This window comes from Halolamina litorea, from assembly GCF_026616205.1.
GTDB lineage: Archaea > Halobacteriota > Halobacteria > Halobacteriales > Haloferacaceae > Halolamina > Halolamina litorea.
Map to the genome: position 1 here is coordinate 952,842 of NZ_JANHGR010000001.1, position 26,146 is coordinate 978,987.

Sequence of the window (26,146 nt, forward strand, 5' to 3'; positions counted from 1 at the left end):
TCGTCGGGCCTTGCGGCCGCTCGAAGCTCTGTGTTCCCGGTCCCGTAACGACTAAGAGCGAAACGAGCCTCTTCTCAAGCAATGAAACACGACAGCCGAACGACCGAGTCGAGGGGAGGGCCGTGGGCGTCGAAATAAGGGATGCGCCCGTCTCCGCCGAGGAGTTCGCCGCGATGGAGGAGTTCGTTCACGACTACCTCGCCGCAAGCGTCGAGAGCGAGGACGACGGCGGTCGGATGCGCTGGTACCCGTGGCACTCCGCGGACTACCGCTTCAACCACATCCGGAACGTCGTCGAGATCGCCACCGACATCGCCCGGGCGGAGGGCGCGAACGTCCACGTCGTCCGTGTCGCCGCCGTCTTCCACGACGTGTCCAAACTCGAAGCCGAACAGGACCGCCACGCCGACGCCGGCGCCCGGGTCGCCCGGGAGTACCTGACGAGCCGCGGGGACTTCCCGGACTCGTTCATCGACGAGGTCTGCAACGTCGTCTCGGACCACTCCTACCAGGGGCCGCTCTCGGACGTGTCGCTGGAGACGCAGTGCCTGATCGAGGCCGACGTGCTGGACAAGGTCGGCGCCAACGGGACGGTGCTGATGCTCCTGCGCATGGGCTACGAGGCCCGGACCCACATGGACGCCGCGGAGATGGTCGACCGCGTGCTCGAACGCGGGAAGGAACACACCGAGCGCGTCGAGAGCGACACCGCCGAGTCGATCGGTCACCAGCGGCTCAAGCGGGTGAAGTGGTTCCGCGAGTGGCTGGAAGAGGAGGTCGCGGGGATCAGCCCCGAGAGCCGGTCGATGGAGTTCTGAGCGGCCCGACACGCCGCGTTCGGTTCCGTTCTAGAGCGTATCCAGTACGTCCAGCACCGCCTCTTCGTTCTCACGGCCGGGGTCGTACTCGCTCCCGTCGCGATCGCTCTCGCGGTGTTCCTCGACGGTTCGAGCCATCGCCTCGTCGAGCGGCGTCGACTCCCAGCCGAGGTCGGCGAGCTTGTTCGTGTCCAGCAGGTGCGGGTAGTCCCGGTAGAGCACGAAGTCCTCGGGTTCGAGGTCGGCGGCGCCGAGTTCGTGTTTGCCGGCGTGGACGACCTCGACCTCGGTGTCCATCGCGTCGGCGATCAGGCCGAGCATCTCTTCGAGGGTGACGGCGCGCTGGTCGCCGACGTTGTAGAACTCGCCCGGTTCGCCCTCCTCGGCGACGACGCGGAGCGCCTGGGCCACGTCGGCCGCGTAGGCGCGGTGCCAGAGGTTCTGGCCGTCGCCGGGGACGACGACGCGGTCGTGGTTGTCGACGCGGTCGAGCCAGTAGTCCATCCGCTCGGTGTAGTCGTAGGGCCCGTAGACGATGCAGGGCCGGACGGACATCGCGTTCACGCCGTCGTCGGCGGCGGCGACGATCTCGCGGTCCCCCTCGGCCTTGCGGTTGCCGTAGGTCTCCCCCGAGTCGTCGACGGCCTGCTCGTCGGTGCAGGGTCGCATCGGCGTGGTTCCCTCGCGCTTGGGGATCCACTCCTCGCCGTAGGCGTCGCCCGAGGATATGTAGACGTAGCCGTCCACGTCCGAGAAGATGTCCGTGGCGATGGCCACGTCGGCGGGGTAGTAGGCGACACAGTCGATGACGATGTCGGGTTCGACGGAGAGCTTCGCGGCCTTGAGGTCGGTCTCGTCGGTGCGGTCGCCCTCGACGTGGTCGACGCCCTCGCGGTCGGCGAAGGGGTTGTCGTGGTTGCCGCGGTTGAAGATCGTGACGTGGTAGTCGTGGTCGAGCAGTTCCTCGACGGTGTGGCGGCCGATGAAGCGGGTGCCGCCGATGATCAGCGCGCTGTCGGACATGGCTCGGGGTTGGAGGGGGGAGGGGAAAGCGTCCCGGAAGCCGGCCGGACGTTCCGGGGTTCGTTCGCTCCTGCTTGGGGGAGCCCTTGGCCGGGAGCGCCCCGGCCCTGCCACGGCGCCGTTCTGCCGGGAACACGGGAAATCCGACAGTTCGGCCGCCGTCTTCTTCCCACGGGCCCCCGAACCACGGCACCATGCCGATGGAGACGTACATCCTCGTCGTCCGGGAGACCAGCAGGCACGACGGGATCGACGCCGACCTGATCGACGACGACGGACTCGTCGAGACAACCACCCAACTGGCCTACGGCGATTACGACGTGACGGCCGAGCGCGGGGACGACGAGGGACCGGACCGCATCGAGGAGCGGTTCACCGTCGACGCCAGCAGCGTCGGGATCGAAGTCGAACGCGAGGACGGGGAGTTCGTGTTCCGCGCGGTCGCCGACGGCGAGGAAGCCGCCCGGATCGAGGTCTCAGACACCGAGTGGGCGCTGCTTCAGTCCTGACGCCGCCCCGGTCGGTACGGAACCGCCCGGTCAGACGCCCTGGCCCATCAGGTGGCTCCGGAGCACGTCCGGGGCCTTCGTCGCCGCCTCGGTGTTGAGCACGACCGCCTCGTCGTCGGCGCCGAGGGTGCCGTCTTCCGCGAGCGCCCAGAGCCCCGCAGCGGCGACGCCGCCGGCCAGTCCCACCTCGACGGTCTCGGTCGACGCCACCGCAACCGCGCTCTCCAGCGCCTCGTCGTCCGCCACGGTCAGCGCCGCGCCGTCGGTCTCCCGGATCGCCGCGAGGGCGAGCGCGCCGCCCGGCGGGTCGGCCACTTCCAGTTCGCCGACGATGGTGTCGGGGGTCTCCCACGGTTCGGTCTCCCCCTTCCCGACATCGAACGAGGCCGCGATCGGCGCACAGCCCGCCGGCTGGACGGCGTAGACGGGCGGAAGGTCGTCGATCAGTCCCAGTTCCACGCACTCCCGCAGGCCGTCGACGACGCCCACGACCAGTTCGCCCGTGCTCGCGGGGAGGATAACGGCGTCCGGCGCGTCCCAGTCTCGGTCCGCGAGGAGTTCGTAGGCGACCGTCTTCAGCCCGTCGTGGCGATAGGGGCTGGCGAAGGCCCCGAGGTCGAGGTAGTCCGACACCAGTTCGGTCGCCAGCGACTCGACGGCGTCACCGAGGCGGCCGGGGACGACCTTCATGTCCCCGCCGTGGACGTTCACCATCGCCTTGTTCGAGAACGGCGAGCGCGTCGGGACGAACGAGTAGGAACGCAGGTCGGCCTGTCCCGCGTAGGCCGCCATCGACTGTCCGGCGTTGCCCGGAGACGCGCAGGCGATCAGGTCCGCCCCTGATTCGGCGGCCGCCGTGACAGCGACGGAGAGGCCGCGGTCGAGCACCGAGCCGGTAGGGTTCCGGGACTCGTCCTTGATCTCGACGCGCCCCACGCCGAGTTCGTCGGCGATCCGGGGGGCGTCGACGCTCGGGGTGCCACCCTCCGCGGCCGTGAGCGCCGTCTCGGCGTCGAAGGGAAGCACGGTGTCGCGGTCCCACGCCCGCAGTCCCGTTCGGACCGATTCGGCGTCGACGGCGTCGAGGTCGTACTCCGGCACGCGGGGCGCGCCACAGTCCGGGCACGGGCCGGCGCCGGCGATGGCTTCGGGGTCGGTGTCGTCCACCGCGAGAGTGGCGTCGCAGTCGGTGCAGGCGAGTCCGACGAACGCGTCGCTGAACATGGCCCGACGATGGGGCGGGGCCGGGAAGGGCTTGCCGGAACGCCGTCGTCGCCGCCGTCGGCCGCCCGACGGATCAGGCCCCCACGACAGCGACTCCGGCAGCCCTTTAGCCGGACCCGCCCAAGCCCCAAGCCATGTCAGGCGTGCGCGTGGCTGGTGTGGGGCTGACCCACTTCGGCTCGCACCCAGAACGAACCGGCCGCGACCTGTTCGCGGAGGCGGCGCTCTCCGCGAAGGAGGACGCCGGCGTCCCGCTCGACGACGTCGAACAACTGAACGTCGGCAACTTCGCCGGCCCGCTCTCGGAGGGACAGGGACACTTGGCGCCGCTGCTCGGGGAGGCCGCCGGCCTCTCCTGCCCGGCGACGCGCTACGAGGAGGCCTGCGCCTCGGCGGGCGTCGCCGTCCGCGAGGCGGTCCGGACCGTCCGATCCGGCGAGGCCGACGTGGTGCTCGCCGGCGGCGTCGAGCGGATGACCAACCACGACACCCCCGAAGTCACGGAGTCGCTGGCGATCGCCGCCGACGAACTGTTCGAGGTCCGCGCTGGCGTGACCTTCCCCGCGGCCTACGCGCTGATGGCGGAGGCCTACGCCGACAGCTTCGGCATCGACGAGGCCGACCTCAAGACCGACCTCGCGAACGTCGCCTCGAAGAACCACGACAACGCGATCCCCAACGAGTACGCCCAGTACCAGCGCGAACTCACCGTCGAGCAGGCTCTCGACGCACCCCCAGTGGCCGAACCCCTCGGGCTGTTCGACTGCTGTCCGATCACCGACGGCGCCTCGGCGGTCCTGCTCGTCAGCGAGGAGTACGCCGCCGATCACGACCTCGACGCCGAAGTCGCGGTCGTCGGGACGGGACAGGGCGCCGACCGCATGGCCCTCCAAGATCGAGAGCACCTCGCCCGCACGCCTGCCGCCGACGACGCGGCGGCGATGGCCTACGACGACGCCGGCATCGACGCCGACGCCGTGGATGTGGCGGAGGTCCACGACTGCTTCACCATCGCCGAGGTGCTGGCGATCGAGTCGCTCGGCTTCTACGACCCCGGCGAGGGACTCGGCGCCGCCCGCCGCGGGGAGACCCGCGCCGATGGCGACCTGCCGGTCAATCTCTCCGGCGGCCTCAAGGCCAAGGGTCACCCCGTCGGCGCGACCGGCGGCTCCCAGATCGCCGAGATGGCCCGGATTCTCCGTGGTGACCACCCCAACAGCGACAAGGTGGCCGACGCGGAGGTCGGCGTCACCCACAACGCGGGTGGGACGGTGGCCTCTGCAGTAGTTCACGTGCTGGAGGTGGCGGAATGAGCGACGCCGGCTTCGACGAGTGGCTCCACGCCTTCGTCGCCGACGACGGCTACTACGTCGAGTGTGCGAACGGCCATGGCCACCTGCCGCCGCGGCGCATCTGCCCGGACTGTGGCTCGACGGCGTTCTCCGAGGAGGCGCTCCCTGAATCGGGGACCGTCGAGACGATCACGACCGTCCACGTCGCCGCGCCGTCGTTCGAGTCTGACGCGCCCTACGACACCGCCGTCGTGGACTTCGGCCCGGCGCGGGTGACCGGTATCGTCGTCGACGCCCCTACCGGCGCGGTCGAGATCGGCGACGAAGTCGAACCGGACGTCGGCGCGAGCGAGACCACCGGCGACGACGTGCTCGTCCTGCGACCGGTCTGACCGGCCAGAGAGGGTCTCCCCGCGTCCGGGGTCGGGAGGTCGTCGCCGCCAAGACTCGCAGTCGAGTTCTTCGTCGTTGCGGTACTGTTCGTGCTGGTGGTGTTGGCGGTAGAGTTGGTACCGGTAGCGGAGTCGAGTGTGCTGTTCACGCTGCTCGTGTCGTTCGTGGTCGCCGAACCGTTGGTCGTCCCGGTCGCGTTCCGCGTCGTGGAGTCGTTCGTGGTCGCCGAGCCGTTCGTCCCCGTCGGCGTCGAACCGTTCGGGGCGGCGGTCGTGGCGTTCGCGGCCGTCGTGTTCGTCGCTGTGGTGTTCGTCGCTGTGGTGTTCGTCGCTGTGGTGTTCGTCGCTGTGGTGTTCGTCGCTGTGGTGTTCGTTGCCCTCGGCGGAGTCGTCGTAGGCGTGACTTCAGTCGTTGGACCCGCCGTCGCCGTCCTGGTTCCGCCGCCCGTCCTCGTCGGTGTGCCGGCTTCGCCGCCCAGCTTGGCAACGTCGACCGTAACGGGGGCCCGGCCCACGAACTGCCGGTCGTACGTCCACCAGCCGCTGATGACCAGTTCGTACTCGCCGGGCTCGTCGACGAGGCCGGCGATCCGCCGCTCGCTGACCTCCAGCGTGCACTCGCGGTCGCACGTGACGTTCGACGCGGCGACGGGGACGAGCCGGTCGGCGCCCGCGACGGAGAGGGTGAACTCCGAGACGCTCACCTCCTCCGGGGCGCGGACGCCGAGCTCGACGATCACCGTCCCGCTGGCGTTCCTCGCGACCGTTCCGGGGGTCAGTTCCACGGCCTCGACTTCGACGGTCAGGTCGCTCGCGGCGTCGAACGACGATTCGGCAGCCTCCTCGTCGTGGAGGGCGCCCAGCGTCGGGGTGAGCCCGCTCGCACTGACGACCATCCACACGAGCAGGCCCAGGGCGACGAACGCGAGTGCACGGTGGCCGAGATCGGTCATGGATCCCCCTCCCCGGCGTCATCCGCCACAGCGTGACCGGCGCCGTCGCCGCCGTCGCCGCCGTCGGTGCCGTCGTCGCGCGCCGCGGTGACCAGCCCCCACAGCTCCGAGGCGGCGAGGAGGAACCCGGGGACGGCGACGAAGGTGAGGACGCCGGTGTCGCTGTTCGCGAAGGAGAACAGCCAGCCGACCTCCGGGATGCTGAACCGGACCGTGCCGATCAGGGCGTCCGCCGGCACCAAGCGGCCGTCCGGCTCCTCGTTCGCGTCACCCTTCGTCCGGAAGTACCGGTCGCCGTCCCGATCGACCACCTCGACCACGCGGTGTGTGGTCCGCTTCTGGTCCCCCGCGACGCGATCGAACGCGATCACGTCGTCCGTCGCGACCCGCTCCGGTGGCGTGTCCGCGACGATGACCACGTCGCCGGTCCCGATACTGGGCTCCATGCTCCCCGAGAGTACCACGTAGCTGTGGTCCGCGCCGACCACCGCCGGGAACGCCACGATTGCGGTGACGAGCAGCGCGACGACGAGAACGACGGTGCCCGTGATGTTGAGCGCGCGGCGGAGTCGCCCCCCCGTCATGTCGGTGGCTCCTCGCCCGCGCCGAGGCGATGGTTCGTGTCGTAGTGACAGTGGTACAGCGCCGAACCGAGGAACAGGAGCGTGATGATGCCCGCGAGCCAGAGACCGGGGATCCACGTCAGCGGAACCACCCCCAACCCCGCCGAGGCGACCGACATCGCGGACAGCGAGCCGAGGCCGGCGTAGTACTTGCTCCACGGGATCTCCTCGTGAGGGACGACTTCGAGGTACACCTCGAGCTCGGCGGCCTCCTCGGTCAGGACGACCGTCCCGCGGTTCGCGTCGAACTCCACGATCCCCTCGGTGTCGAGTTTCGGCAGGTGGAGCTGCCGGAGGGACGTGTAGACGCGCATGCGTTGGTCGTACGTTACGTCGACTGGCGGCACGCCGTTCTCCCACGCCGCCAGCTGCTCGGAGAGCTCGCGTAGCTCGACGGTCCGGTCGACTTGCAGCAGGTAGTGAAGGACGTGTCGCCGTCGACGTGCGCTGAGCACGTCGAAAGCCACCCGTTGGGTGATGTCCGGTTCGCTCTCTACGGGCTCCCGGGTCGCTTTCGCGGTACTCACGGTCGAATCACTCGGATAGACCGTCCGAAACCGCCCGACGTAGCGACTGACGTGCCCGATCCATCCCACTCCTGTGTGCGCCTGCGGTCTCTCATCTGACTTCGACCGAGCGAGGCTATCAACAGTGTACGGTTTGTTATTCTTCGTGTATCGTTTTGATACACGATCGTTCACGGACGTTTCAGTCGATTAACCACCCTCTTACGCCACCTGAACGGGGCTCTCAGGCTTTGAAACCCGAGAAGCCGGTGTGAAAGCCCGAATTCACGGGTCGGGGAACGGTTACCAGCCGGCTTATCGGGCGAAAGCCGCCCTTTCGCGTCCACTATGGTGGTCCTCGTACTTCTCTCGCCGGGCGTATGAACCCGTCAACACACTCATATATACTGGGGTATCCGGGCAAGGAGTTCCCGTCCGCCTCGGTGGCCCGCGTCGACGACCCGTCGACGCCCCCCGAGGTAGCGACGAGAAACCATGTCCGACGACAACAGCAAGTTCGACCTGACGCGACGCAAAGTCCTCGGCGGCCTCGGCGGCATCGGCGCCGGCGCCGCGCTCGGTGGCACCGGCACGATGGCGTTCCTGAACGACACGGAGGAGACCTCCGGCGTGATGACCGCCGGGGAGCTCGACCTCATCGTGGAGTACTACTCGTACTGGAGCCAGGGAAGCGGCGGTGACTACGTCTCCGGCGAGATCGACGGGGACGCGGTGACCGGCGAACTCAGCGACGTCAAGCCCGGCGACAGCGGGCTGGTCGCGCTCTGCCCGCGTATCGAGACCAACCCCGCGTACCTGTGGCTGTGCGGCGAACTCACCGCGAACAACGAGAACGGGATCACGGAGCCCGAGAGCGAGGTCGACTCGACGGGCGGCGACGGCAACGGTGAGCTCGCCCAGAACGTGGATGTGACGCTCAAGTACTGTACCCTCGACGACGATATCGGCGACGACGGCGGCTTCAACGCGGACGACGTCGAGAGTTCGACCGACATCTGGTCGGGGACGCTCGCCGAACTCTTCGACGCCATCCAGTACGGCGTCCCGCTTGACGGCGAGGGGACCACCCCGGACAACGGCGACGGCTTCTTCGAGCCGGGTGCCCAGGCCCACTACCCGGGTACGGGTGACAACGGCGAGGGGCCCTGCCTCTGTCTCGACTGGGAGGTCCCCTACGAAGTCGGGAACATCATCCAGTCCGACAGCCTGAGTTTCGACCTCCAGCTCTACGCTCAGCAGTCCCGGCACAACGAGGGCACGGACAACCCGTGCGCCAGTGTCACGACCGAGGCCGGCGACGGGTTCGCGAAGGTCGCGGAGAGCTTCAACGGCAACGAAACGATCACCGGCGGCGCCCGCGCCCGCTACGGGAACAACGGTTCCTCCGGCGCGTGGGAGCTAGCCGTCGGCGACGAACCCGGCGTATCCGGCGAGTTCGCGGAGGAGAACTACGTGTGGACGAGCGGCCAAACCGTCGACTGGTCGGTCTCCTACGACGAGAGCAGTGACGAACTCTCGTTCACCTTCGACGGGACCACCATCAGCGACACGCTCGACGACCCGCAGCCGGACGGTCGCATGGCCATCCAGGGGAAGGCCGACGAGGCGACTGTCGAGGCGTCCATCGACAGTCTGTCGATCGGCGGCACCTCGATCTCGCTCAACGGTCCGAACGGGGGTTCGGTGACGAACGACGGTGAGGGTCGGCAGACCCGATACCTCCTCGTCAACACGGCTCTCGACGGGTCGACGGACTTCGAACTCAGCGGCGAGGCGACCGTGACCCTCCAGACCGACTACGCTGGCGGCAACGAGGGCGTCGCATTCGACGTCGTGTTCGAGTAGGACCGGCTGCCCGGCCTTCGCGGGTGCCGGCCTTCCGGGCCGCGGCGGTTCGACTCCGCCGGTGGGTCTTCCCCTTTGGGGGAGTGACGAACATGGACGACAAACTCGATCTAACCCGACGCAAAGTCCTCGGCGGTCTCGGCGGCATCGGCGCCGGCGCCGCCCTCGGCGGTACGGGGACGATGGCGTTCCTGAACGACGCGGAGACCACGTCGGCCGGGGTGACCGCGGGCGAACTGGACATCCAACTCGACTGGCGCACGATGCACAACGGCGAGGAACTCTCCCACCAGGAGTCGCCGGTCGACACGAACAGTCAGAACCAGCCGATCCTGACCCTCGACGACGTCAAACCGGGCGACGACGGCTGCATCGTCATCAGTATCCACAACGACACGAACCCCGCGTGGATCTGGCACCAGATGCGGTTGTCCGATAGGGACGACCACGGGCTGACCGACCCGGAGGCATCGACGGACAGCACCGGCGGCGAAGGGGAGGGCGAACTGCAGGACCACTTGGAGGTGCGTGCGTTCTACGACGACGACGATGACTGCGAGTGGAACCCCGACGAGGAGTGCAAGCTGACGTCGTGGCGGAAACTCACCGAGTACCTCAGCATAGAGACGTTCACCGGGGACGGGATCCTGCTCGACGGGCTCCGTGGGACGACGGTCTACAACAGGCAGGAGGCGATAGACGGCGTTCCGGGGAAGAACATCAATCTGTCCCCGTTTTTCCCCACCCCGGGAGGGGCGGACGACGAGTTCGAACGCTGGTACGACACCACGTTCTCGTCGAGCTACAGCCAGAGTCTCCTCGCGGACCAGACCGGGACCCAGTACATCACCTACCAGTGGCGACTCCCCGAAGAGGTCGGGAACGTTGTCCAGGGCGACTCCGTCGACATCACCATCGAGTTCCACGCCCAGCAGGCCCGCCACAACGGCTTCCCGGAGAACCCGTTCGTCGGCGGCGACCCCGCCTTCTCAGTTGACCTCGCCCCCGGCGTCGATCCAGGTGGTACCGATCACTTCACGGGATAATCCCGGTATGCGGCCACCCAGGCCGCCCTGGGCCGTCCCACGTCCGGTGACTGCACGGCGGTTCGACTCCGCCGGTGGGAGTTCCCCTTTCGGGGAGTGACGAACATGGACGACAAACTCGAACTGACCCGACGCAAGGCCCTGACGGGGCTCGGCGGCATCGGCGCCGGCGCCGCCCTCGGTGGCACGGGGACGATGGCGTTCCTGAACGACACCGAAACGAGCGCCGGCAACACCGTCACCGCCGGCGAACTGGACCTCAAGATCGATTGGGAGGAGCACTACAACGGCAGCATGATCGAGGACCAGGCGCTGACGGACAACCCCGGCCCGGTCTTCGACCTCGGCGACGTCAAGCCCGGCGACAGCGGCGAGGCGACGATCAGCCTCCACGTGTTCGACAACCCCGCGTGGGTCCACATGGCAGGGGAACTCACGAAGAACGCCGAGATGGGCGTCAACGAGCCCGAAAGCCACGCGGCGGGCGAGGACGACACGATGGAGGGCGGCGGCGACGACATGAGCGGCGAACTCGCCGACGAGATCCTCGTCGACGTCTGGTACGACGGCTCCGAGGCGGACGCGGACGGTGAGGGCGGCAACAACGTCTACGAGTCCGAGGAGGTCCCGATCGCGAGCGGGACCCTCCGGGACGTGATGGCCGAACTCGAGGATGGACGGCTTCTCAGCAACCAAGCCCCGGCTGCTACCGACGTGGGAACCGCCAGCAACGGCGGCGAGGCGTGTCTCACCGGCGACGAGTGGAAGATCGACGACACCCCTGTCGTCGGCGACACCACCCCGAACGGCGACATCGAGATCACGGCCGTCGAGGAGGAGGCCGGCGAGGTCGTCGGCGTCGAGTGGGAGAGCCAGCGCGAGATCTGTCTCGTGGCGGTGAAGGGCGGCCCCTCGACGACGACCTACGAGTACGACTGTGCAACCTCCGGCGGCGTCGACTACGCACCCGAGAACGCGGGCAACGACAACCGCACGTACTACGAGATCAGCAACGTGCAGTTCTACTACTGTGAGGGCGAGGACGGGAACGGTGGCGGCGACAACGGCGACGACTGCTGGCCGAACTCCACGACCCAGTACATCGGGTTCTCGTGGGAGCTCCCCTTCGAAGTCGGCAACGAGATCCAGAGCGACGAACTCCAGTTCGACCTGGAGTTCCACGCCCAGCAGTGCCGACACAACGACGACCCGCGGAACCCGTACGCTGACTGATCAGCCGGCGTCACGCTTCCGCCGGTCCCCGTTCGCCGGGTCGGCGACGGGGCCCCGACGTGGCTACTCCTCGTCCTCGTCCGCTGCTTCCGTTTCTACCGCCTCCCCCTCCTCGCTCGGGTCGTACTCCCGGATCACCGAGAAGTCCTCTGGCAGGTCGCCGTCGAGCAGGTAGTCGAGCAGCGCGTCGGCGCGCTCGACGTGGGGGAGCAGCTTCGCGCGGTCGAAGACGAGCAGTTCGGCGCCCGCGGCGCGGGCCAGCTCCTCGCCCTTCGAGACGGGCGTCATCTCGGTTTCGCGGCCCCAGACGATGGTCGTCGGCACGTCGAGGTCGGCGAGCGTGCCGCCGAGGTCGAGTTCGCTGTCGAGGTCGCCCGCGAGGAACGCGGCGGGGGCGAAGCGGGCGTTCTCCTGGTGGGCGGTCCGCCACTCGTAGTCGGCCCATTCGGGCTCGGCGCCGCTGGGGTCGGCGTAGCCGTGATCGGCGTTGAAGTACTCGATGGCCGGCTCGGAGGTGACGAGGTTGAACAGCGCCTCGCCCACCAGCGGCGACCGGATCAGTTCCCGGACGAACGTGCCGCCGCCCGGCCCGGTCGTCGTCGTCGGGCAGATCAGGACGAACCGCGAGACAGGGACGGTCTTCGCGGCGGCGGCAGTGTAGGCGGCGGTGAGCGAGGAGGCCATCACCGCGGGCCCCTCGTCGTCCCCGAACTCGCCGATGAACGACTCGACGAACGCCTCGTACAGCGCCGCGGAGTACCGAACCGGCGGCCGGTCCGAGCGGCCGTAGCCCGGCAGGTCCGGAGCGATCACGTGGTACTCCTCGGAGAGGGCGTCGAACACGCCGCGCCACTCGCCGGATGAGGCGGCGGCGTTGAGGCCGTGGAGCAGGACCAGATCGGGGTCGTCGGGGTCGCCGGCCTCGGTGTAGGCGACGTTCATCCCGCGCCAGCGGTAGGTGCGCTGCATACCGTCGAGGGCGGGCGGGAGGTCGCCCGCGTTCCGCGTGAGGAGGGCGTTCGTGGCCGCGGTGGCGCCGATACCGAGCGTCGCGTAACTCAGGGCGCGTCGGAGCTTCATTCACGATAGGCTAGGGATCCCGGGGGCTTAACTCCACAGTTCCCGACCCGGCGCGCCGGCCACACCAGACCGTTTTTGCCGCGTCGAAACGTACGTTTGTCCATGCTGAGCGATGCGATGGAGGACTACCTCAAAGCCATCTACGTCCTCCAGCGCGAGGAGGGCCCGCCCGTCTCGACCTCCGCGGTCGCGGAGTACCTCGACAAGACCCCGCCGACGGTCACCAGCATGATGGAGAAGCTGGCCGAACGCGGCCTCATCGAGCGCGAGAAGTACCGCGGCGTCGAACTCACCGAGGAGGGCCGAACCGTCGCGCTCGAAGTGATCCGGCACCACCGACTGCTGGAGGCCTACCTCGCGGAACACCTCGACTTCGACTGGTCGGAGGTCCACGACGAGGCCGACACGCTCGAACACCACATCAGCGAGGCCTTGGAGCGCCGCATGGCCGACGCGCTGGGCGACCCCGCGGTCGACCCGCACGGCGACCCGATCCCCGCCGAGAGCCTCGACCCCGTCGACGAGGACGCCGGCGACCGGCTGAGCAGTTTCGGAGTCGGTGACCGCGTCGTCGTCTCCCGGGTCCCGCACCGCGACCAAGCCGAACTCGACTACCTCGCGGAGGCGGGCCTGATGCCCGGAACCGAGGTCGAGGTCGTCGACGTGGCACCGTTCGGGATGGTGACGGTTCGCCTCGGCGACGGGGACGAGCAGAGCCTCCCCGAGGACGTGGCCGACGCCATCAGGGTTCGGCCCACGATGAACGAGGCCACCTGACTATGCCCGCGGCGGTTGCGCTGCCCCTCCAGTCCGGGCTGGACGCCGTCGTCTCCCGGTACTCCGGCAACGGCCCGCTGGCCGCAGCGTTCTTGGCGAACCTCCTCGCGACGTTCGGCGACAAGGGGCAACTGGTGGTGATCACGCTGGCCACCCGTCAAGACGCCAAGAACGTCTTCCTCGGCGCCATGGGGGCGTTCACGCTCTGGTCGGCGCTGGAGGTCGTGTTCGGCCAGTACGTCGTCTCGGTTCTCCCCGCCGGCACCGTGACGCTGCTCACTGGCGGGCTCTTCCTCGTGTTCGGGCTCTGGACCGCTCGATCGGCGGCGACGGCGCTCGGTGACGGGGCGCAGTCCCGGTCGATGACTGCCGGCACCGGCCTCGACGTCGGTCTCACCGGGCGATTGATCCCGGAGCCGATGCTCGCCCGGATCGGGAGCTACGGCGGCCTCCTGACGGCGTTCCTGTTCGTGCTGTTCGCGGAGTTCGGCGACAAGACCCAACTGCTGACGATCAACCTCGCGGCGACGTTCCAGCACGCGCCGGTCGCAGTGTTCGTCGGCGTGATCGGCGCGTTGGGACTGAGGACCGGCGTCGACGCCGTCATCGGCGACCGGGTCGAGGCCGCGCTCCCGACCGCGTACATCGAGGCCGGCGCCGCCGTGGTGTTCCTCGCATTCGGTGCGGTCGTCCTCGGGGCGCCGGTCGCCGTCCTGTACGCTTCCGTCGGGGCGCTGATCGTGGCCGCAGTCGTCGGCCTCTCCCGTCGTCGCTGAGAAACCGGGCGATTTTTCGCGTTTTCGGCCCTTCAGTAGGTCGTGATCGAGGTCGTTCCGACGCTGTTCGCGGGCGCGGTGTTCGGGCTGGCGCTGGCCGCGCCGCCCGGGCCGATGAACGCCGTCATCGCCGAGGAGAGCGTGCTCCGCGGCTGGCTGGCCGGAATCAAGGCCGGCCTCGGCGCCGGGCTGGCGGACTTCGTCTTCTTCCTGCTCGCCCTTGCGGGCGTCGTCGGAATCGTCGACCGCTCGCCGACGCTGAAGGGCGTCCTGTTCGGCGTCGGCGGGCTACTGATGCTCTACTTCGCCTACGACGCCGCCACGAGCGTACGGGCGTCGTTCGCGCCGGAGAGCGTCGACGCCGCCGAGGGCGGGGCGAGTGGGGTCGACGCGGTCGACCACGGGACGTCGACGGGCTTCCGCCGCGCGTTCGCGCTCGCTCTCACGAACCCGTACCAGATCCTCTTCTGGCTGACCGTCGGCGTCGGGCTGCTGGACCCGGGAACCCTCGACGTGCTGGCGGTGCTGCCGGGGGTCGGCGACGCGCTCGCCGGCGTCTTCGTCGTCGAGACCGGCAGCGTCGCGCTGATCGTCGGGCTGTTCGGCGGGATCGGGCTCTGGCTGGCGTGTTTCCCCGCGGCGTTGGTGCGGGCGGGCCGCCGGATCGAGTCGTTCGCGCCGGCGGTCGCCGCGGTGAGCGCGCTGGTGCTCGGGGGGTTCGGCGTCGCCTACCTCTTCGAGGCGTGGCGCGTCCTCGCCTGAGAACCCGTCGCGAACCGTTTTTCACGTCGGGGCGTGACCTCAGCCCATGTTCGACAAATCGTCGTGGATCCGTCTCCCGCGGAACGTCCTCGTCGGTCACGGGATGCTCGACGACCTCGGGGCGGCCGTCGACGAACTCTACCTCTCGGGGAGCCCCCTGATCGTCACCAGCCCGTCGCCCGACCAGATCGTCGGCGAGCGGGTCCGGAGGCAGCTGCCGAACCCCGAGACGGTCATCGTCGGCGAGGCGGGCTTCGACCAAGTCCAGAAAGTCATCGACGCCGCGCGGGCGATGGACGCGGGCTACCTCGTCGGCCTCGGCGGCGGGAAACCGATCGACACCGCGAAGATGGCCAGCGACGAACTCGGCGTCGGCTTCGTCTCGGTGCCGACGGCCGCCAGCCACGACGGGATCGTCTCCGGCCGGGGGTCGATCCCGGAGGGCGACACGCGCCACTCCGTCGCCGCCGAGCCGCCGCTGGCGGTCGTCGCCGACACCGAGGTGATCGCCGACGCGCCGTGGGAGCTGACCACCGCGGGCTGTGCGGACATCATCTCGAACTACACCGCCGTCGCCGACTGGCAGCTCGCCCGCCGGCTCAAGGGCGTGGAGTACTCTGAGTACGGTGGCGCGCTCGCCCGGATGACCGCCGAGATGCTCGTCGACAACGCCGACCTGATCCGGCCGGGGCTGGAGGAGTCGGCCTGGATCGTCGTGAAGGCGCTCGTCTCCTCGGGCGTCGCGATGTCGATCGCCGGCTCCTCGCGACCGGCGTCGGGCGCCGAGCACCTCTTCTCGCACCAACTCGACCGGATCGCGCCGGGCCGGGCGCTCCACGGCCACCAAGTCGGCGTCGGCTCGATCATGACCGCCTACCTCCACGACGGCCCGGACGGGATGTGGCAGGACATCCGCGCCGCGCTGGACAGCCTCGACGCGCCGACGACGGCCGCGGACCTCGACGTGACCGAGGACGAACTGCTGGAGGCGCTGACCACCGCCCACGAGATCCGTGACCGCTACACGGTGCTGGGCGACGGGATCACCGAGAAGGCAGCGCGGGAGATGGCTGAGACCACCGGCGTCATCTGACCGGCCTTTTGCTGTGGTCCTCGTTTTCACCGGCCCCCGGCGAACGCGCTAGCAAAAGGCCCGAGCAATAGCCATCGTCACTTCCTCTGGGGGTTCCTCGGCCCCAGCGAGGGACCGCTCGCCGTCGACGTACCCGAGCCGGCGGCTACGTGGAGTGAGAACAGCCCCGAGCGGGGAGCAATCGCTCGGGTGCTGAGAACCGCCGCGCGACCTGTCCTGGGTCGCGCGGCGAAAGTGGTCGGTCGAGCCGGTGGCGCCAGATCCGCCGCGCCGTGGGGGCCACCCCGTCGCGGCGGGAGTCGGCCCGTCCGACCGGAGACGGGTGCGTCGCCATCACCCGTACCTGACACTGATGCGTGGTCGCTGATAAACTTCGGGGTATCGGCTCGACTCAATCGCGGTCGCGGACCGCGGCAGCGAGGTCGGCGGCGTCGGCGTGGTCCAGCGCGGTGCGGTCGAGCGAGAGCGACACGTCATCGTTGTCAGCCCGTGGAACGAGGTGGACGTGGGCGTGGTCGACCGAGCCGACCAGCGAACCCGAGGTGTAGAAGACGCTGAACCCCTCGGTCCCGAGCACGGCCCGGAGATCACCCGCCAGGCCGTCGACGGCTTCGAAGACGCCGGGAGTGGCCGCTTCACTGACGCCCAGCAGTTCCTCTCGGTGGGATTTCGGCATCACGACCGCGTGCCCCTCGCGTGCGGGGTTCTCGTCGAGGAAGGCGAGGACCCCCTCACGGTCGAAGAGGACGTGGACGTCGCGCTCGCCGGCGGCGATCGAACAGAACTCACAGGCAGCCATACCGGTCCAACGTGGCGGGTCGGGAAAGCGTTGGTCCCGGCCGGAACCCGGAACCGCCTTGTCGCTCCGGAGCCACCCACCGATATGCTCGAAGACCTCCGCTCTCGTGCACGCGCACGGCCGCGAGCGACCGTCGCCGTGCTCTCGGTCGTCGGCTACGCGCTGGTGATCGGCACGTTCGCCGGTGTCATCCCCGAGCGCGTGTTCCCCGACCTGACGAACGCGCAGGTGAACCTCTTCTCCCACGCCATCGCGGCGATCAACACCACCGCGACGGTGCTGTTGATCCTCGGCTGGAAGTGGATCCGCGACAACGAGGTCGACAAACACCGCGCGGCGATGGGGAGCGCCTTCGGCCTGATCATGGTGTTCCTCGTGCTCTACCTCTGGAAGATCGGCGGCGGGGGGACCAAGGAACTGGTGGGCGCGCCCGACCTCGTCTACTACGCCTACCTGCTGATGCTCGCGGTCCACATCATCCTCTCGGTGATCTCGGTCCCGGTCGTGCTCTACGCACTGGTGCTCGGGCTCACCCATACGCCCCACGAACTCAGGACCGAGACGCCCCACAAGAAGGTGGGCCGCATCGCCGCCGGCGCGTGGATCCTCTCGCTGTCGATGGGCGTGCTGACCTACGTGATCCTCAACTGGGTCTACAGCTACGAGTTCGCCGCCGGCACCGGGATGTAGGCCTCGGCGGCCGTCGACGCCACTCGTCCCCGCGTCGACGCCGTTCCGATGCGGGACCGAACCGTTCAACCCCCGGCGAACGGAACGCCGGGTATGGGCGAGCCACTCGACCCCCGGCGCGAGCAGGCGATCGAAGTCATCGACCGTCTCGAAACTGAGTACCCCGACTCCACCATCTCGCTGAACTTCGACAGCCGACTCCAACTCCTGATCGCGGTCGTCCTCTCCGCGCAGTGTACCGACGAGCGCGTCAACGAGGTCACCGCGGACCTGTTCCAGAAGTACGAGACCGCCGCGGACTTCGCGGCCGCCGACGAGGAGCAACTCGCCGAGGACATCTACGGGATCACCTTCCACAACAGCAAGGCCGGCTACCTCAAGAGCATCGGCGAGGACATCGTCGAGAAACACGACGGCGAGGTGCCGGACACGATGGGTGACCTCACCGACCTCTCCGGCGTCGGCCGGAAGACCGCCAACGTAGTCCTGCAGCACGCCCACGACGTGGTCGAGGGCATCGTCGTCGACACGCACGTCCAACGGATCTCCCGCCGGCTGGGCCTGACCGAGGAGGAACGGCCCGAGGCCATCGAGCAGGACCTGCTCGAGTTCGTGCCCGAGAACTACTGGCAGCAGTTCACCCACCTGTTCATCGACCACGGCCGTGCCGTCTGTACGGCTCGAAACCCCGACTGCAGCGACTGCGTGCTGGCGGACATCTGCCCTTCCGAGAAGGGCGACAGCGCGGTCGATCTGGCCAGCGGCGAGGCGTGGTGAGCGCACTCGGCTCCTAACTGGTCACTAGACTCTTAGAACACGTATCGCGTGAGGTACTGGTAGACCCCGAGGACGTAGGCGAGTAGCCAGAGGAACGTGTAGCCGAACACGCCGACTCGGAGCCGTCGGCGCCACGCACCCATGTTCTCGTGGAGGGCGTCGATGTCGGCGTCCGGGTCGGGGTTGCGGTAGAGGTCGGCCTGTCGCTTGGCTTGGAAGATACGGACGATCCCCGTGAGCGCGAGCGCGAGCAGCGCGTACGCTTGGAGCCCGAGGAACGCATGTAGCGCGGTGACGCCGCTCATCTGCTGGAAGAGCCGCGGGATCATCCACAGCACCATCGGCGCCGTCGTGAGCACGAGTCCGGTGCCGACGAACTTCAGGTGATAGACCAGCCGGTCCCACGTCATCACCTCCGTCTCGATCGCGTACCACGCCCCGTAGAGGAAGAAGGGGAGACTGATCGTGACCGAGAGCGCCGCGAGCCCCGCGGCGGTCGACTCCGAGACCATCAACCCGGGCTACGCGGGTCGAGTGCCTAAAGGGTCCGACTCCGGCGCGCCGCTCGCGAAGCGCTTAACGGCGCGCCAGCCCAACGACGTCCATGGCCGACACCGCCGACGACGACCCGGCTGGCGCGCGCGAGCGCCCCGACGAGAGCGGCGGCGACGACGACGCCGACGACGTCGAGGGGCGAAGCCCCGCGGACGGTCGGGCCCCGCTCGACGATACCGAGTCCACCGACCTCGACGAACTACGGGAACAGGTCGAGGCCCGGTACGACTTCGAGGAGTTCGGTCCCGCCGACATGGCGGAGATGGAACGCGAGGAGTGGGAGGCGGTGTTCGACCCCGACACGTGGATCACGGGGCCGGAGCTGATCGACCGGATCGAACGGGACCTGCAGAACCGGATCGCCACCCGCGAGGTCTTCGCGCGGCTGGAACGCCACGGCGGCCCCGAGGGCGACCGGCTGCTCGCGTACTCCGACGAGGGGTACGCGATCATCAACCCCGACGGCAGTATCGAGGGTGAGGGGACCGTGCTCCGGGACGTGGAGCCGACGGTGGCACTCTGTTCGATGGAGGACTACGAGCCGCCGGAACCGCCGGCGAACGCGACGCTCCCCGATCCCGAGGACGTGGAGTCGGGCACCGGCGAACTCGGGAACACGATGCTGCAACTGATCGCGGCCGCGCAGGTCGTCGCCGGGCTCGGGCTGTTGGCCGGCTGGCTCTTCCTCGACCTCCAGCCCGACATCGTGCAGGGGGACGTGATCGCGCCGGCGGTCGGGATCGGGTTCCTCCTGATCGGCGTCTTCCTCTTCATCGTCGTCGCCAACGCCCGCCTCTCGGACCGTTTCCGGGCCGAGGAGTACCGCGACCGGCTCCGAGCCGTCGACGAAGCCGGCGAGCGCCCGGAGTTCGTTCCCCAGTTGAGTGACGACGGGGAGCGCGAGTGACTGTCGGTCGACCGTCCAAGCGCTTCGGTTCCGGCCACTGATTGGGGGTTCGGGGCCGGGTGAAACGGTGGGTTTAAGCGCAGCCCGTTCCAGCTTTTGGCCGTATGAAGAGGCGGGATTTTCTCCGAGCGACCGGCGGCTCAGGCGGGGCCGTCGCCATCGGTTCGGGGGTCGCAGCCGGGCAGGAAAGTACCGGCACCGACACCGGATCGGGAGGCGGCGGTAGCGGGCCGACCGAGACAGTGACCGTCGGCCCGGGTGGGAGCCTCGTGTTCGAGCCGGCAGAGCTCACCATCGCGACCGGGACGACCGTGAACTTCGTCTGGGACAGCAACACGCACAACGTGGTCCCTACCAGCCAGCCCGAGGGCGCCGACTGGGCGGGCGAGGGCGAACAAGGGGTCACGTTCGACTCGGGCCACGAATACTCCTACACGTTCACCACGACGGGGGCCTACGAGTACGTCTGTACGCCCCACGAGTCCGCGGGCATGGTCGGCTCCATCGAGGTCGTCGAGGAACTGGAAGCCGCCGGCGGTGGTGGCGAGCGTGAACTCCACGATATCGGTGCCCCGATCCACCCCCACTGGGTGGGGGTCGGTACCATCCTGATGATGTTCGTCAGCCTCGTGTTCACGTTCTACATCCTGAAGTACGGCGAGTCACCGAACACCGGTAACACTGGAGGTGGCGAGTAATGTCCACATCTGGATCCACCTACGGCGACATCCACCGGTACGAACCGGCGCGTGAGAGCACGGCGGCGGCCATCGCCATCGTGCTGCTGACGCTGCTCGAGATCGTCTTCGTGTTCATGTTCACCTGGGGGCTGGTGTCCGGGTGGGCACTGACCGCCGACGGGAACATGTTCCTCGGCGGCCTCCTCGCCGTGGTGTTCATCGACCTGGCGTTCATCCTCGCCATCTACCGGAAGGAGTTCCTCCCGGACGTGATGGTCGTCAAGAAGCGCCGCCGCAAGTGGGAGGACCTCTACGTCCGCGGCGAGGACGTCGACGGCGAGCAGCTCGAAGGCGCCGGCGTCTGGGACCAGGTCAAGCGCGCGGTCTACCCCTACTACAAGCGATAACCAATGAGCCTCAAAGAGAAAGACGAACACGACCACCTCGGCTGGATGGAGGGCAAGCAGCTCTCCGCCATCGAGCGAGGGTACCTGTTTACCCTCATCTGGCTCGACAAGCGGTTCCGGGTCGTCGACTACCTGGAGATCCTGGAGTCGCTCTACTACAGAGTGAACCTCCAGATGCCCAAGAGCCACACCGAGCAGTACAACCTCGACAACAAGTTCTGGTACTGGTACCCGCTGTACGCCCTGGGCTCGTTCTCGACGATCGCGTACGTCGTCGCGGCGTTGTCAGGCGCCCTGCTAGGGTTCTACTACACGCCAGCCGTCGGTGCCGCGGGACCGGGTGAGGCGACGATCGCCTACAGCCAGATCGCGTTCATCATGCAGGACCTCCAGTTCGGCTTCATGCTGCGCTCGATCCACCGCTGGGCGGCGCAGGTGATGACCGCCGCGGTGTTCCTCCACATGCTCCGTGTCTACTTCACCGGCGCGTACAAGGAACCCCGTGAACTGAACTGGCTGCTCGGCATCGTGCTGATCAGTCTGACCATGGGCTTCGGGTACACCGGCTACCTGCTGCCGTGGGACCAGCTCGCCTACTGGGCGGGCCAGATCGGCGTCGAGATGGCGCTGTCGGTCCCGCTGATCGGCGAGTGGGCCGCCCAACTGGTGTTCGGCGGCTTCTCGCTTGGCCCACCGACGCTCCAGCGGATGTACATCATCCACGTGTTCCTGCTGCCGTTCGTGGTCACCACGCTGATCGCGATCCACATCGGTATCGTCTGGATGCAGGGCATCGCGGAACCCCACTGATACAATGAGCGACGACACCCAACACGACGCACGAACCGACGGTGGCACGGGGATCGTCCCCCCCGACGACGACACGCCCACGTGGAGCGAGCGCAAGAGTCGTCGGGCCGGACTCCCCCGTCTCACGTACGAGTACTTCGAGCGGGCCCGCCGTGAGGACCAGGACCTCCGGCAGGAGTCCACCTACGTGGAGCGCGACGTGCTCGCGTTCCCGACGTGGCCCCACGAGCTGATCCGCAACCTCGCGCTGACCAGCTTCTTCGTCGGCATGCTGCTGCTGCTGTCGGCGACGCTCCCGCCCCACATCGGCGACCCGGCGAACCCGAGTTCGACGCCGTCGATCATCCTGCCCGACTGGTACCTCTACTGGTCGTTCGGTCTGCTGAAGCTCAACGACCTCAACCCCGCCATCTCGCTGCTGGGCGAGCAGAAGCTGATGGCCGACCGCACGTTCGGCGTGCTCGCGAACGTCGTCGTCGTCGGCGCCATCTCGGTCGTTCCGTTCCTCAACAAGGGGAGCGCCCGACGACCCGTCGAGCAGCCGTTCTGGGCGGCGATCGGGATGGGCGGCGTCACCTTCGCGCTGACGCTCTCGCTGCTCTCGATCAAGAACCTGATGCCGATGGACGTGCACCTGCTGTTCGACCTGACGTTCCTCGCACCCATCGTCATCGGCTGCCTGACCTACGCGGTGCTGAAAACCATGCGGGAGGGGTACATGTACGACCTCAACCGCCGCTACTACCGGCTTCGGCCGCCGAAATAGGTCGTGACCGACGACGATCGCGGACCCGACGGCCGCGGGGGGCGTGACGTGGAGGTGCCCCTGCGGCTCTACAAGACCGTCACCGTCTTCTCGACGATGATCGCGGTGTTCGCGGTCGTGTTCGGCTTCCTCTTACTCGACGCCGCGGCGCTCGGCACGGGACTCATCCGGGGAGCGGTGCGGTCGCTCCTCTCGGCGCTCTCCCTGTCCCCCTCGGACTCGCTGCTGTCGGCGCTGTTCGCCGTTCTCGGCCTGCTCTCCATCGCTATCGGCGCCGTAGTGTACGTTCTCGGCACGCGGTTCCAGGCGGCGGGGATGGGTGACGGCGACAACTGAGTCCGGCCGGCGCTCACGCTCGTCCCTTCCACCCTCGCCCGGTCGGCCTATCGGTGTCCTCGATACGGCCTCGTGGTCGGTGTCGGCCGGCGGGATGGGAAACGCTGAAGAGGGTTCGCAGCCCACTTCCGATAATGGCTGACGAGTTCATGAAGGGGTTCGGGCTGTTCAGTATCGCCAGCTTCCTCTGGCTGATCTCGGCGAGCTGGTACCGAACGCCGAGCTTCGAGAGCAACCGACAGTTGATCTCCCCGCCGCCCGCCGAACCGGGAACGGTGTTCGACTCCGTGGGGATCTTCCTCGGCGACCTGATGTTCTGGACCGCGCTGGTCGGCGCGTTCACCTTCTGGGTCATCATCCCCGCCGGGCGACAGGCCCGCAACGCGATGGTCGTCGACGAATAACCACGCTCTCTCTCGGCGGCGTCTCGCCGCCACGCTCGTTTCTGTCCTCCCGAGAGGCCTCTATCCCACAGTGCCTTCCGGAGGCGCGTTCGCCGTACGTTCCATCCGTGGCTCACGTCCCACCCTGCTCCCCCTCCCACCTCACAGACGGCTCTCCTCGTTGATAGCGTCGCCGTGGTAGCGTGTGCGGTATGGAGCGCGTGATGCCCGACCAAAGCACTAGCAACCGGCCCCATGGACACACGACGCCGCATGCGAGAATCAGGTACTAATCGAGGCCGTATGGGACCGACGCCGCCGGGTCGACCGCCTACCGATGTTGACGACCGACTGTCTATCGCCGCTGACGACAGCCTATCGACGCCGACGTGCCGGATACAGCCAAGCGTGTACCGTACTCAACGGGTAGAACTGCTCGGGCGGAAAACGAAGGAAACCGACGGGGCTGTGACCTCAGACGATGGAGACCCACTGTTCCCGAACGATCCAGAACAGGGAGATGTAGGCGGCGTAGCCGAGCGAGAGCAGGCCTGCCGCGATCGCGGCCTTCGGCCGTTCCAGTTCGAGGTCGTTGCGTGCCTCCACCAGTCGGGACTCGAACTCGAAGAAGTCCGTCAGCACCGTCCCGGTGACGAGCACGGATATCACCATCCCCGAGTGCGGGTGGACGATCATGTACAGGAACGAGGCGGCGACCGCCAGCGCCGAGACGACGACGTGGGGGACCGAGCGACTCAGCGACTCGGCACCATCGTCGACGGCGCGCTCGTGGCTACTGTACTCGAAGTGTCGCGTCACGAGGCTCAGGACGATGAACGCCAGAATCGCGTAGGGCAACTCCCCGGCGACCGATTCGAGCGCCCCGACCGGGACGGCGAACTGCAGTGGGCTCATATACTCCCACATCGGCACAGGACGGTTTAGTGCTTTTCCAATTCCGCGCGCCCCCCCGCCAGCGGCCGGAGCGCGGTGAACCCATCGACGACGGCCATGCCGACCCGGTCCCCCGGCGCGACATCGCCGTGTTCGGCCCCGTCGACGTACAACGACACCGCGCCCTCGTCGCGTTCGACGGTCAGTGAGAGCGGGCCGGGGACCACCCACGGGCTGGCCCGTGTCGAGAACGGGGAGACGGGGACGACCGAGAGGCCGCCGCCGGGGGCGACCACTGGGCCCCCGGCCGCACGACCGTACGCCGCCGAACCGAGCGGCGCGGAGACGACGATACCGTCGGCACGCACGTCGAACAGCCGCTCGTCTTCGACGGCGAGGGCGTACTCCGAGATCCGTGCCGGCTCGGCGGTCATGAGCGTGGCGTCGAACACGCCGCGGGTGACCGGCTCACCATCGACTGTCACCTCGAAGACGGGGTGAGAGACGGTCCGGTAGTCGCCGTCGGCCAGCGCCGCGCCGGCGGCCAGGAGCCCGTCACGGTCGGTCCCGTATCGGCCGTCGTCGACGCCGACGACGAGCACGGGCGTCGACGTGTCGGACAGCGCCGCGTCCCCGACCGCCGCGTCGTCGAGGGCGACGATGGCGTCGGCGTCCTCGTCGGCGTCGACGGTCTCGAGCGGGCCGAGGTCCGCGTCCGGGGCGCCGTGTAGGCTGACCCGACTGATCGGCGGCGACTGCGTCATGCTCGTTCGTCCGACGGCGCGGGTAAAAAACAGCCGTGGTCCGGCGCTACTCGAAGTCGTAGGGCCAGCCGCCGGTCTTCTTCATCCCGATCGCTTGGTCCTCCTGTTTCAGGTAGTCAGCCATCGTCTCTGGCTCCTCGTGAGGGATCTCCACGCTGCCGTCGGCGACTTCCACGACCAGTTCGGTGAGCAGGATCGACTGCTCGCGCAGCGTGCGGGCCTCGAGCTTGTCGAGCGTGTCGGCGCTGGTGTGGCCCCAGCCCCGACCGGCGCTCTCGGACTTGCTCGACACCATGTACCCCGGGACGCCCCAGCGGACGAACGGCCAGTGGTCGGAGTGGGGGACCGTCCGTGGAACCGTGGCGATCGGGTGGTCGAAGCGCTCGGCGACCCGCCCGGCGGCCGCGTCGAGTTCGTCGAAGCGGTGGGTGGTGAGTTCGAGCGTCCGGTCGCCCATGTTGGAGTCGACGTTGACGATGGCCTTGATCGCCTCCAGGTCCGCGTTCTCGGCCTCGACCTCGGAGCCGACCAAGCCGACCTCCTCGGCGCCGTAGGCGATACACTTCACGCGGGTGTCCAGTTCGTCCTCACGGGCGGCCAGTGCCTTGGCGACCTCGACGATGGTCGCGGTCCCGGCGCCGTTGTCACGCGCGCCCTCGGCGATGTCGTGGGCGTCGACGTGGCTCGAGAGGATGACGTACTCCTCGGTGTCGGGGCCGAGTTCGGCCACCGCGTTCCCCGACTCGGCGTCGGGCGTCTCACAGTCGACGGAGACGGTCACGTCGGCGCCGTCGAACCGGCGCGCGAGTCGGGCACCGGTTTCGGACGACACGCCGACCGCGGGGATGTCGCCGATGGGGCCACCATCGCTGCCGCCGACGCTCCCCGTGGGGGGAAGCTGACCGGGGACGTGGTTCGCGTAGACGAACGCCGCCGCGCCGCCCTCGACGGCGTAGTGGTACTTCTCCGTCCGATGGATGTACCGGTCGAAGTAGCTCGGTACGTCGGAGGTGACGAGGACGACCTTCCCTTCCACGTCGGCGCGCTCGAAGTCCTCGGGGAGGCCCGCACCGAGGTCGATCAGTTCGGCGCTCACGTCGCCGGCGGGGCTGCGCGGGAGTCCGATCGACTCCTCGATCGTCTCGGGGGTCGTGACGGAGCTGTCGCCCCGGACCCAGCCCTGGAGGTCGAACGTCTCGACACGAGCGTCGCGGGCGCCGGCGTCGGCGAGCGCGTCGCGTGTCGCTTCGAGACCCGCCATCTCGCCGGGCTGGCCCGCCATGCGGTTGCCGATGTCGACCAGCGTCTCGAGGTGGTCCCAGCCGGCGTCGCTTCGGAACGTCTCCGCGATCCAGTCTGCCATGGGCTCCCAAACGGGGCGGGACAGTTACCACCTATTGACTCC

31 protein-coding genes are annotated in these 26,146 nt (G+C 68.4%); 21 read left to right on the forward strand and 10 right to left on the reverse strand.

Going from position 1 to position 26,146, the window contains the following annotated elements; all coding sequences use genetic code 11:
* Positions 1–122: 122 nt before the first annotated feature.
* Complete coding sequence (locus NO998_RS05070) at positions 123–818, forward strand: HD domain-containing protein (protein WP_267645981.1); 696 nt, start codon at positions 123–125, stop codon at positions 816–818.
* A gap of 30 nt (positions 819–848) precedes the next feature.
* Here NO998_RS05070 and NO998_RS05075 read toward each other — a convergent pair whose 3' ends face one another.
* The gene (locus NO998_RS05075) at positions 849–1,841 is read right to left on the reverse strand and encodes an NAD-dependent epimerase/dehydratase family protein (protein WP_267645982.1); all 993 of its coding nucleotides are present in this window, start codon (positions 1,839–1,841) and stop codon (positions 849–851) included.
* A 194-nt stretch (positions 1,842–2,035) separates the two neighbouring features.
* Between NO998_RS05075 and NO998_RS05080 the strand changes: the two genes are divergently transcribed.
* Positions 2,036–2,350: a hypothetical protein gene (locus NO998_RS05080; protein ID WP_267645983.1), complete on the forward strand. Its 315-nt coding sequence runs from the start codon at positions 2,036–2,038 to the stop codon at positions 2,348–2,350.
* A 30-nt stretch (positions 2,351–2,380) separates the two neighbouring features.
* Here NO998_RS05080 and NO998_RS05085 read toward each other — a convergent pair whose 3' ends face one another.
* A complete protein-coding gene (locus NO998_RS05085) occupies positions 2,381–3,574 on the reverse strand; it encodes a pyridoxal-phosphate dependent enzyme (RefSeq protein ID WP_267645984.1) in 1,194 nt (397 codons plus the stop codon).
* A gap of 134 nt (positions 3,575–3,708) precedes the next feature.
* On the opposite strand from NO998_RS05085, the gene NO998_RS05090 reads away from it, so the two are divergent.
* The 3 genes from NO998_RS05090 (at position 3,709) to NO998_RS05100 (ending at position 6,302) form a co-directional block, all read left to right on the forward strand.
* The gene (locus NO998_RS05090; RefSeq protein WP_267645985.1) at positions 3,709–4,887 is read left to right on the forward strand and encodes a thiolase domain-containing protein; all 1,179 of its coding nucleotides are present in this window, start codon (positions 3,709–3,711) and stop codon (positions 4,885–4,887) included.
* A complete protein-coding gene (locus tag NO998_RS05095) occupies positions 4,884–5,258 on the forward strand; it encodes a Zn-ribbon domain-containing OB-fold protein (RefSeq protein WP_267645987.1) in 375 nt (124 codons plus the stop codon). Before NO998_RS05090 ends, NO998_RS05095 begins: the two co-directional genes overlap by 4 nt.
* Positions 5,259–5,396: 138 nt before the next feature.
* A complete protein-coding gene (locus NO998_RS05100) occupies positions 5,397–6,302 on the forward strand; it encodes a hypothetical protein (RefSeq protein WP_267645988.1) in 906 nt (301 codons plus the stop codon).
* On the opposite strand, the gene NO998_RS05105 is transcribed toward NO998_RS05100, so the two are convergent.
* Entirely contained in the window at positions 6,208–6,795 is a 588-nt protein-coding gene (locus tag NO998_RS05105) for a signal peptidase I (protein WP_267645989.1), read from the reverse strand. The two genes, NO998_RS05100 and NO998_RS05105, sit on opposite strands and share 95 nt — an antisense overlap.
* Entirely contained in the window at positions 6,792–7,361 is a 570-nt protein-coding gene (locus tag NO998_RS05110; protein ID WP_267645990.1) for a DUF7344 domain-containing protein, read from the reverse strand. The genes NO998_RS05105 and NO998_RS05110 overlap by 4 nt, the downstream gene beginning before the upstream one ends.
* Before the next feature lie 474 nt (positions 7,362–7,835).
* Here NO998_RS05110 and NO998_RS05115 point away from each other — a divergent pair, with 474 nt between their 5' ends.
* The 3 genes from NO998_RS05115 (at position 7,836) to NO998_RS15720 (ending at position 11,485) form a co-directional block, all read left to right on the forward strand.
* Positions 7,836–9,206 (forward strand): choice-of-anchor W domain-containing protein, encoded by a 1,371-nt coding sequence (locus NO998_RS05115; protein WP_267645991.1) that lies wholly within the window; start codon positions 7,836–7,838, stop codon positions 9,204–9,206.
* Positions 9,207–9,298: 92 nt separating this feature from the next.
* Positions 9,299–10,252 (forward strand): SipW-dependent-type signal peptide-containing protein, encoded by a 954-nt coding sequence (locus tag NO998_RS05120; protein ID WP_267645993.1) that lies wholly within the window; start codon positions 9,299–9,301, stop codon positions 10,250–10,252.
* Between the two features lie 105 nt (positions 10,253–10,357).
* Complete coding sequence (locus NO998_RS15720) at positions 10,358–11,485, forward strand: SipW-dependent-type signal peptide-containing protein (protein WP_303648139.1); 1,128 nt, start codon at positions 10,358–10,360, stop codon at positions 11,483–11,485.
* A gap of 63 nt (positions 11,486–11,548) precedes the next feature.
* Here NO998_RS15720 and NO998_RS05130 read toward each other — a convergent pair whose 3' ends face one another.
* A complete protein-coding gene (locus tag NO998_RS05130; RefSeq protein ID WP_267645994.1) occupies positions 11,549–12,565 on the reverse strand; it encodes an alpha/beta fold hydrolase in 1,017 nt (338 codons plus the stop codon).
* A gap of 102 nt (positions 12,566–12,667) precedes the next feature.
* Here NO998_RS05130 and NO998_RS05135 point away from each other — a divergent pair, with 102 nt between their 5' ends.
* Genes NO998_RS05135 through NO998_RS05150 form a run of 4 tightly spaced genes read left to right on the forward strand, consistent with a single transcriptional unit; the run spans position 12,668 to position 15,973 of the window.
* Positions 12,668–13,342: a metal-dependent transcriptional regulator gene (locus NO998_RS05135; RefSeq protein ID WP_267645995.1), complete on the forward strand. Its 675-nt coding sequence runs from the start codon at positions 12,668–12,670 to the stop codon at positions 13,340–13,342.
* A 2-nt stretch (positions 13,343–13,344) separates the two neighbouring features.
* Entirely contained in the window at positions 13,345–14,118 is a 774-nt protein-coding gene (locus NO998_RS05140; RefSeq protein ID WP_267645996.1) for a TMEM165/GDT1 family protein, read from the forward strand.
* A 42-nt stretch (positions 14,119–14,160) separates the two neighbouring features.
* The gene (locus tag NO998_RS05145; protein WP_345781114.1) at positions 14,161–14,880 is read left to right on the forward strand and encodes a LysE family translocator; all 720 of its coding nucleotides are present in this window, start codon (positions 14,161–14,163) and stop codon (positions 14,878–14,880) included.
* A gap of 46 nt (positions 14,881–14,926) precedes the next feature.
* Entirely contained in the window at positions 14,927–15,973 is a 1,047-nt protein-coding gene (locus NO998_RS05150) for an NAD(P)-dependent glycerol-1-phosphate dehydrogenase (protein WP_267645997.1), read from the forward strand.
* 391 nt (positions 15,974–16,364) lie between these two features.
* Here NO998_RS05150 and NO998_RS05155 read toward each other — a convergent pair whose 3' ends face one another.
* Positions 16,365–16,772, reverse strand: coding sequence for an HIT family protein (locus NO998_RS05155; protein WP_267645998.1), 408 nt, complete (start codon positions 16,770–16,772; stop codon positions 16,365–16,367).
* An 84-nt stretch (positions 16,773–16,856) separates the two neighbouring features.
* Here NO998_RS05155 and NO998_RS05160 point away from each other — a divergent pair, with 84 nt between their 5' ends.
* Positions 16,857–17,462, forward strand: a complete 606-nt coding sequence (locus NO998_RS05160) for a DUF420 domain-containing protein (RefSeq protein WP_267645999.1) — start codon at positions 16,857–16,859, stop codon at positions 17,460–17,462.
* A 93-nt stretch (positions 17,463–17,555) separates the two neighbouring features.
* Complete coding sequence (gene nth / locus NO998_RS05165) at positions 17,556–18,239, forward strand: endonuclease III (RefSeq protein WP_267646000.1); 684 nt, start codon at positions 17,556–17,558, stop codon at positions 18,237–18,239.
* A gap of 32 nt (positions 18,240–18,271) precedes the next feature.
* Here the strand turns inward: nth and NO998_RS05170 are convergent, their stop codons facing one another.
* Positions 18,272–18,751: a DUF7321 family protein gene (locus NO998_RS05170; protein ID WP_267646001.1), complete on the reverse strand. Its 480-nt coding sequence runs from the start codon at positions 18,749–18,751 to the stop codon at positions 18,272–18,274.
* A gap of 92 nt (positions 18,752–18,843) precedes the next feature.
* Between NO998_RS05170 and NO998_RS05175 the strand changes: the two genes are divergently transcribed.
* From NO998_RS05175 to NO998_RS05205, 7 genes are all read left to right on the forward strand, one after another.
* Complete coding sequence (locus NO998_RS05175) at positions 18,844–19,701, forward strand: DUF7319 domain-containing protein (protein WP_267646002.1); 858 nt, start codon at positions 18,844–18,846, stop codon at positions 19,699–19,701.
* A 104-nt stretch (positions 19,702–19,805) separates the two neighbouring features.
* Positions 19,806–20,399 carry a plastocyanin/azurin family copper-binding protein gene (locus tag NO998_RS05180; RefSeq protein WP_267646003.1) on the forward strand — a complete coding sequence of 198 codons (594 nt, stop codon included), beginning with the start codon at positions 19,806–19,808 and terminating at the stop codon, positions 20,397–20,399.
* Positions 20,399–20,788, forward strand: coding sequence for a DUF7318 family protein (locus NO998_RS05185; RefSeq protein WP_267646004.1), 390 nt, complete (start codon positions 20,399–20,401; stop codon positions 20,786–20,788). Before NO998_RS05180 ends, NO998_RS05185 begins: the two co-directional genes overlap by 1 nt.
* A 3-nt stretch (positions 20,789–20,791) precedes the next feature.
* A complete protein-coding gene (locus NO998_RS05190) occupies positions 20,792–21,598 on the forward strand; it encodes a cytochrome b (RefSeq protein ID WP_267646005.1) in 807 nt (268 codons plus the stop codon).
* Positions 21,599–21,602: 4 nt separating this feature from the next.
* Positions 21,603–22,364 carry a cytochrome b family protein gene (locus tag NO998_RS05195; RefSeq protein ID WP_267646006.1) on the forward strand — a complete coding sequence of 254 codons (762 nt, stop codon included), beginning with the start codon at positions 21,603–21,605 and terminating at the stop codon, positions 22,362–22,364.
* 3 nt (positions 22,365–22,367) lie between these two features.
* Positions 22,368–22,700 (forward strand): DUF7315 family membrane protein, encoded by a 333-nt coding sequence (locus NO998_RS05200; protein WP_267646007.1) that lies wholly within the window; start codon positions 22,368–22,370, stop codon positions 22,698–22,700.
* Positions 22,701–22,834: 134 nt separating this feature from the next.
* Positions 22,835–23,104 (forward strand): DUF7314 family protein, encoded by a 270-nt coding sequence (locus NO998_RS05205; RefSeq protein ID WP_267646008.1) that lies wholly within the window; start codon positions 22,835–22,837, stop codon positions 23,102–23,104.
* 453 nt (positions 23,105–23,557) lie between these two features.
* Here NO998_RS05205 and NO998_RS05210 read toward each other — a convergent pair whose 3' ends face one another.
* Genes NO998_RS05210 through NO998_RS05220 form a run of 3 tightly spaced genes read right to left on the reverse strand, consistent with a single transcriptional unit; the run spans position 23,558 to position 26,104 of the window.
* Positions 23,558–23,998, reverse strand: a complete 441-nt coding sequence (locus NO998_RS05210; RefSeq protein ID WP_267646009.1) for a DUF7313 family protein — start codon at positions 23,996–23,998, stop codon at positions 23,558–23,560.
* A gap of 26 nt (positions 23,999–24,024) precedes the next feature.
* A complete protein-coding gene (locus NO998_RS05215) occupies positions 24,025–24,741 on the reverse strand; it encodes an NAD(+)/NADH kinase (RefSeq protein ID WP_267646010.1) in 717 nt (238 codons plus the stop codon).
* A 46-nt stretch (positions 24,742–24,787) separates the two neighbouring features.
* Positions 24,788–26,104, reverse strand: a complete 1,317-nt coding sequence (locus NO998_RS05220) for a M28 family peptidase (protein ID WP_267646011.1) — start codon at positions 26,102–26,104, stop codon at positions 24,788–24,790.
* Between the last annotated feature and the right edge of the window lie 42 nt (positions 26,105–26,146).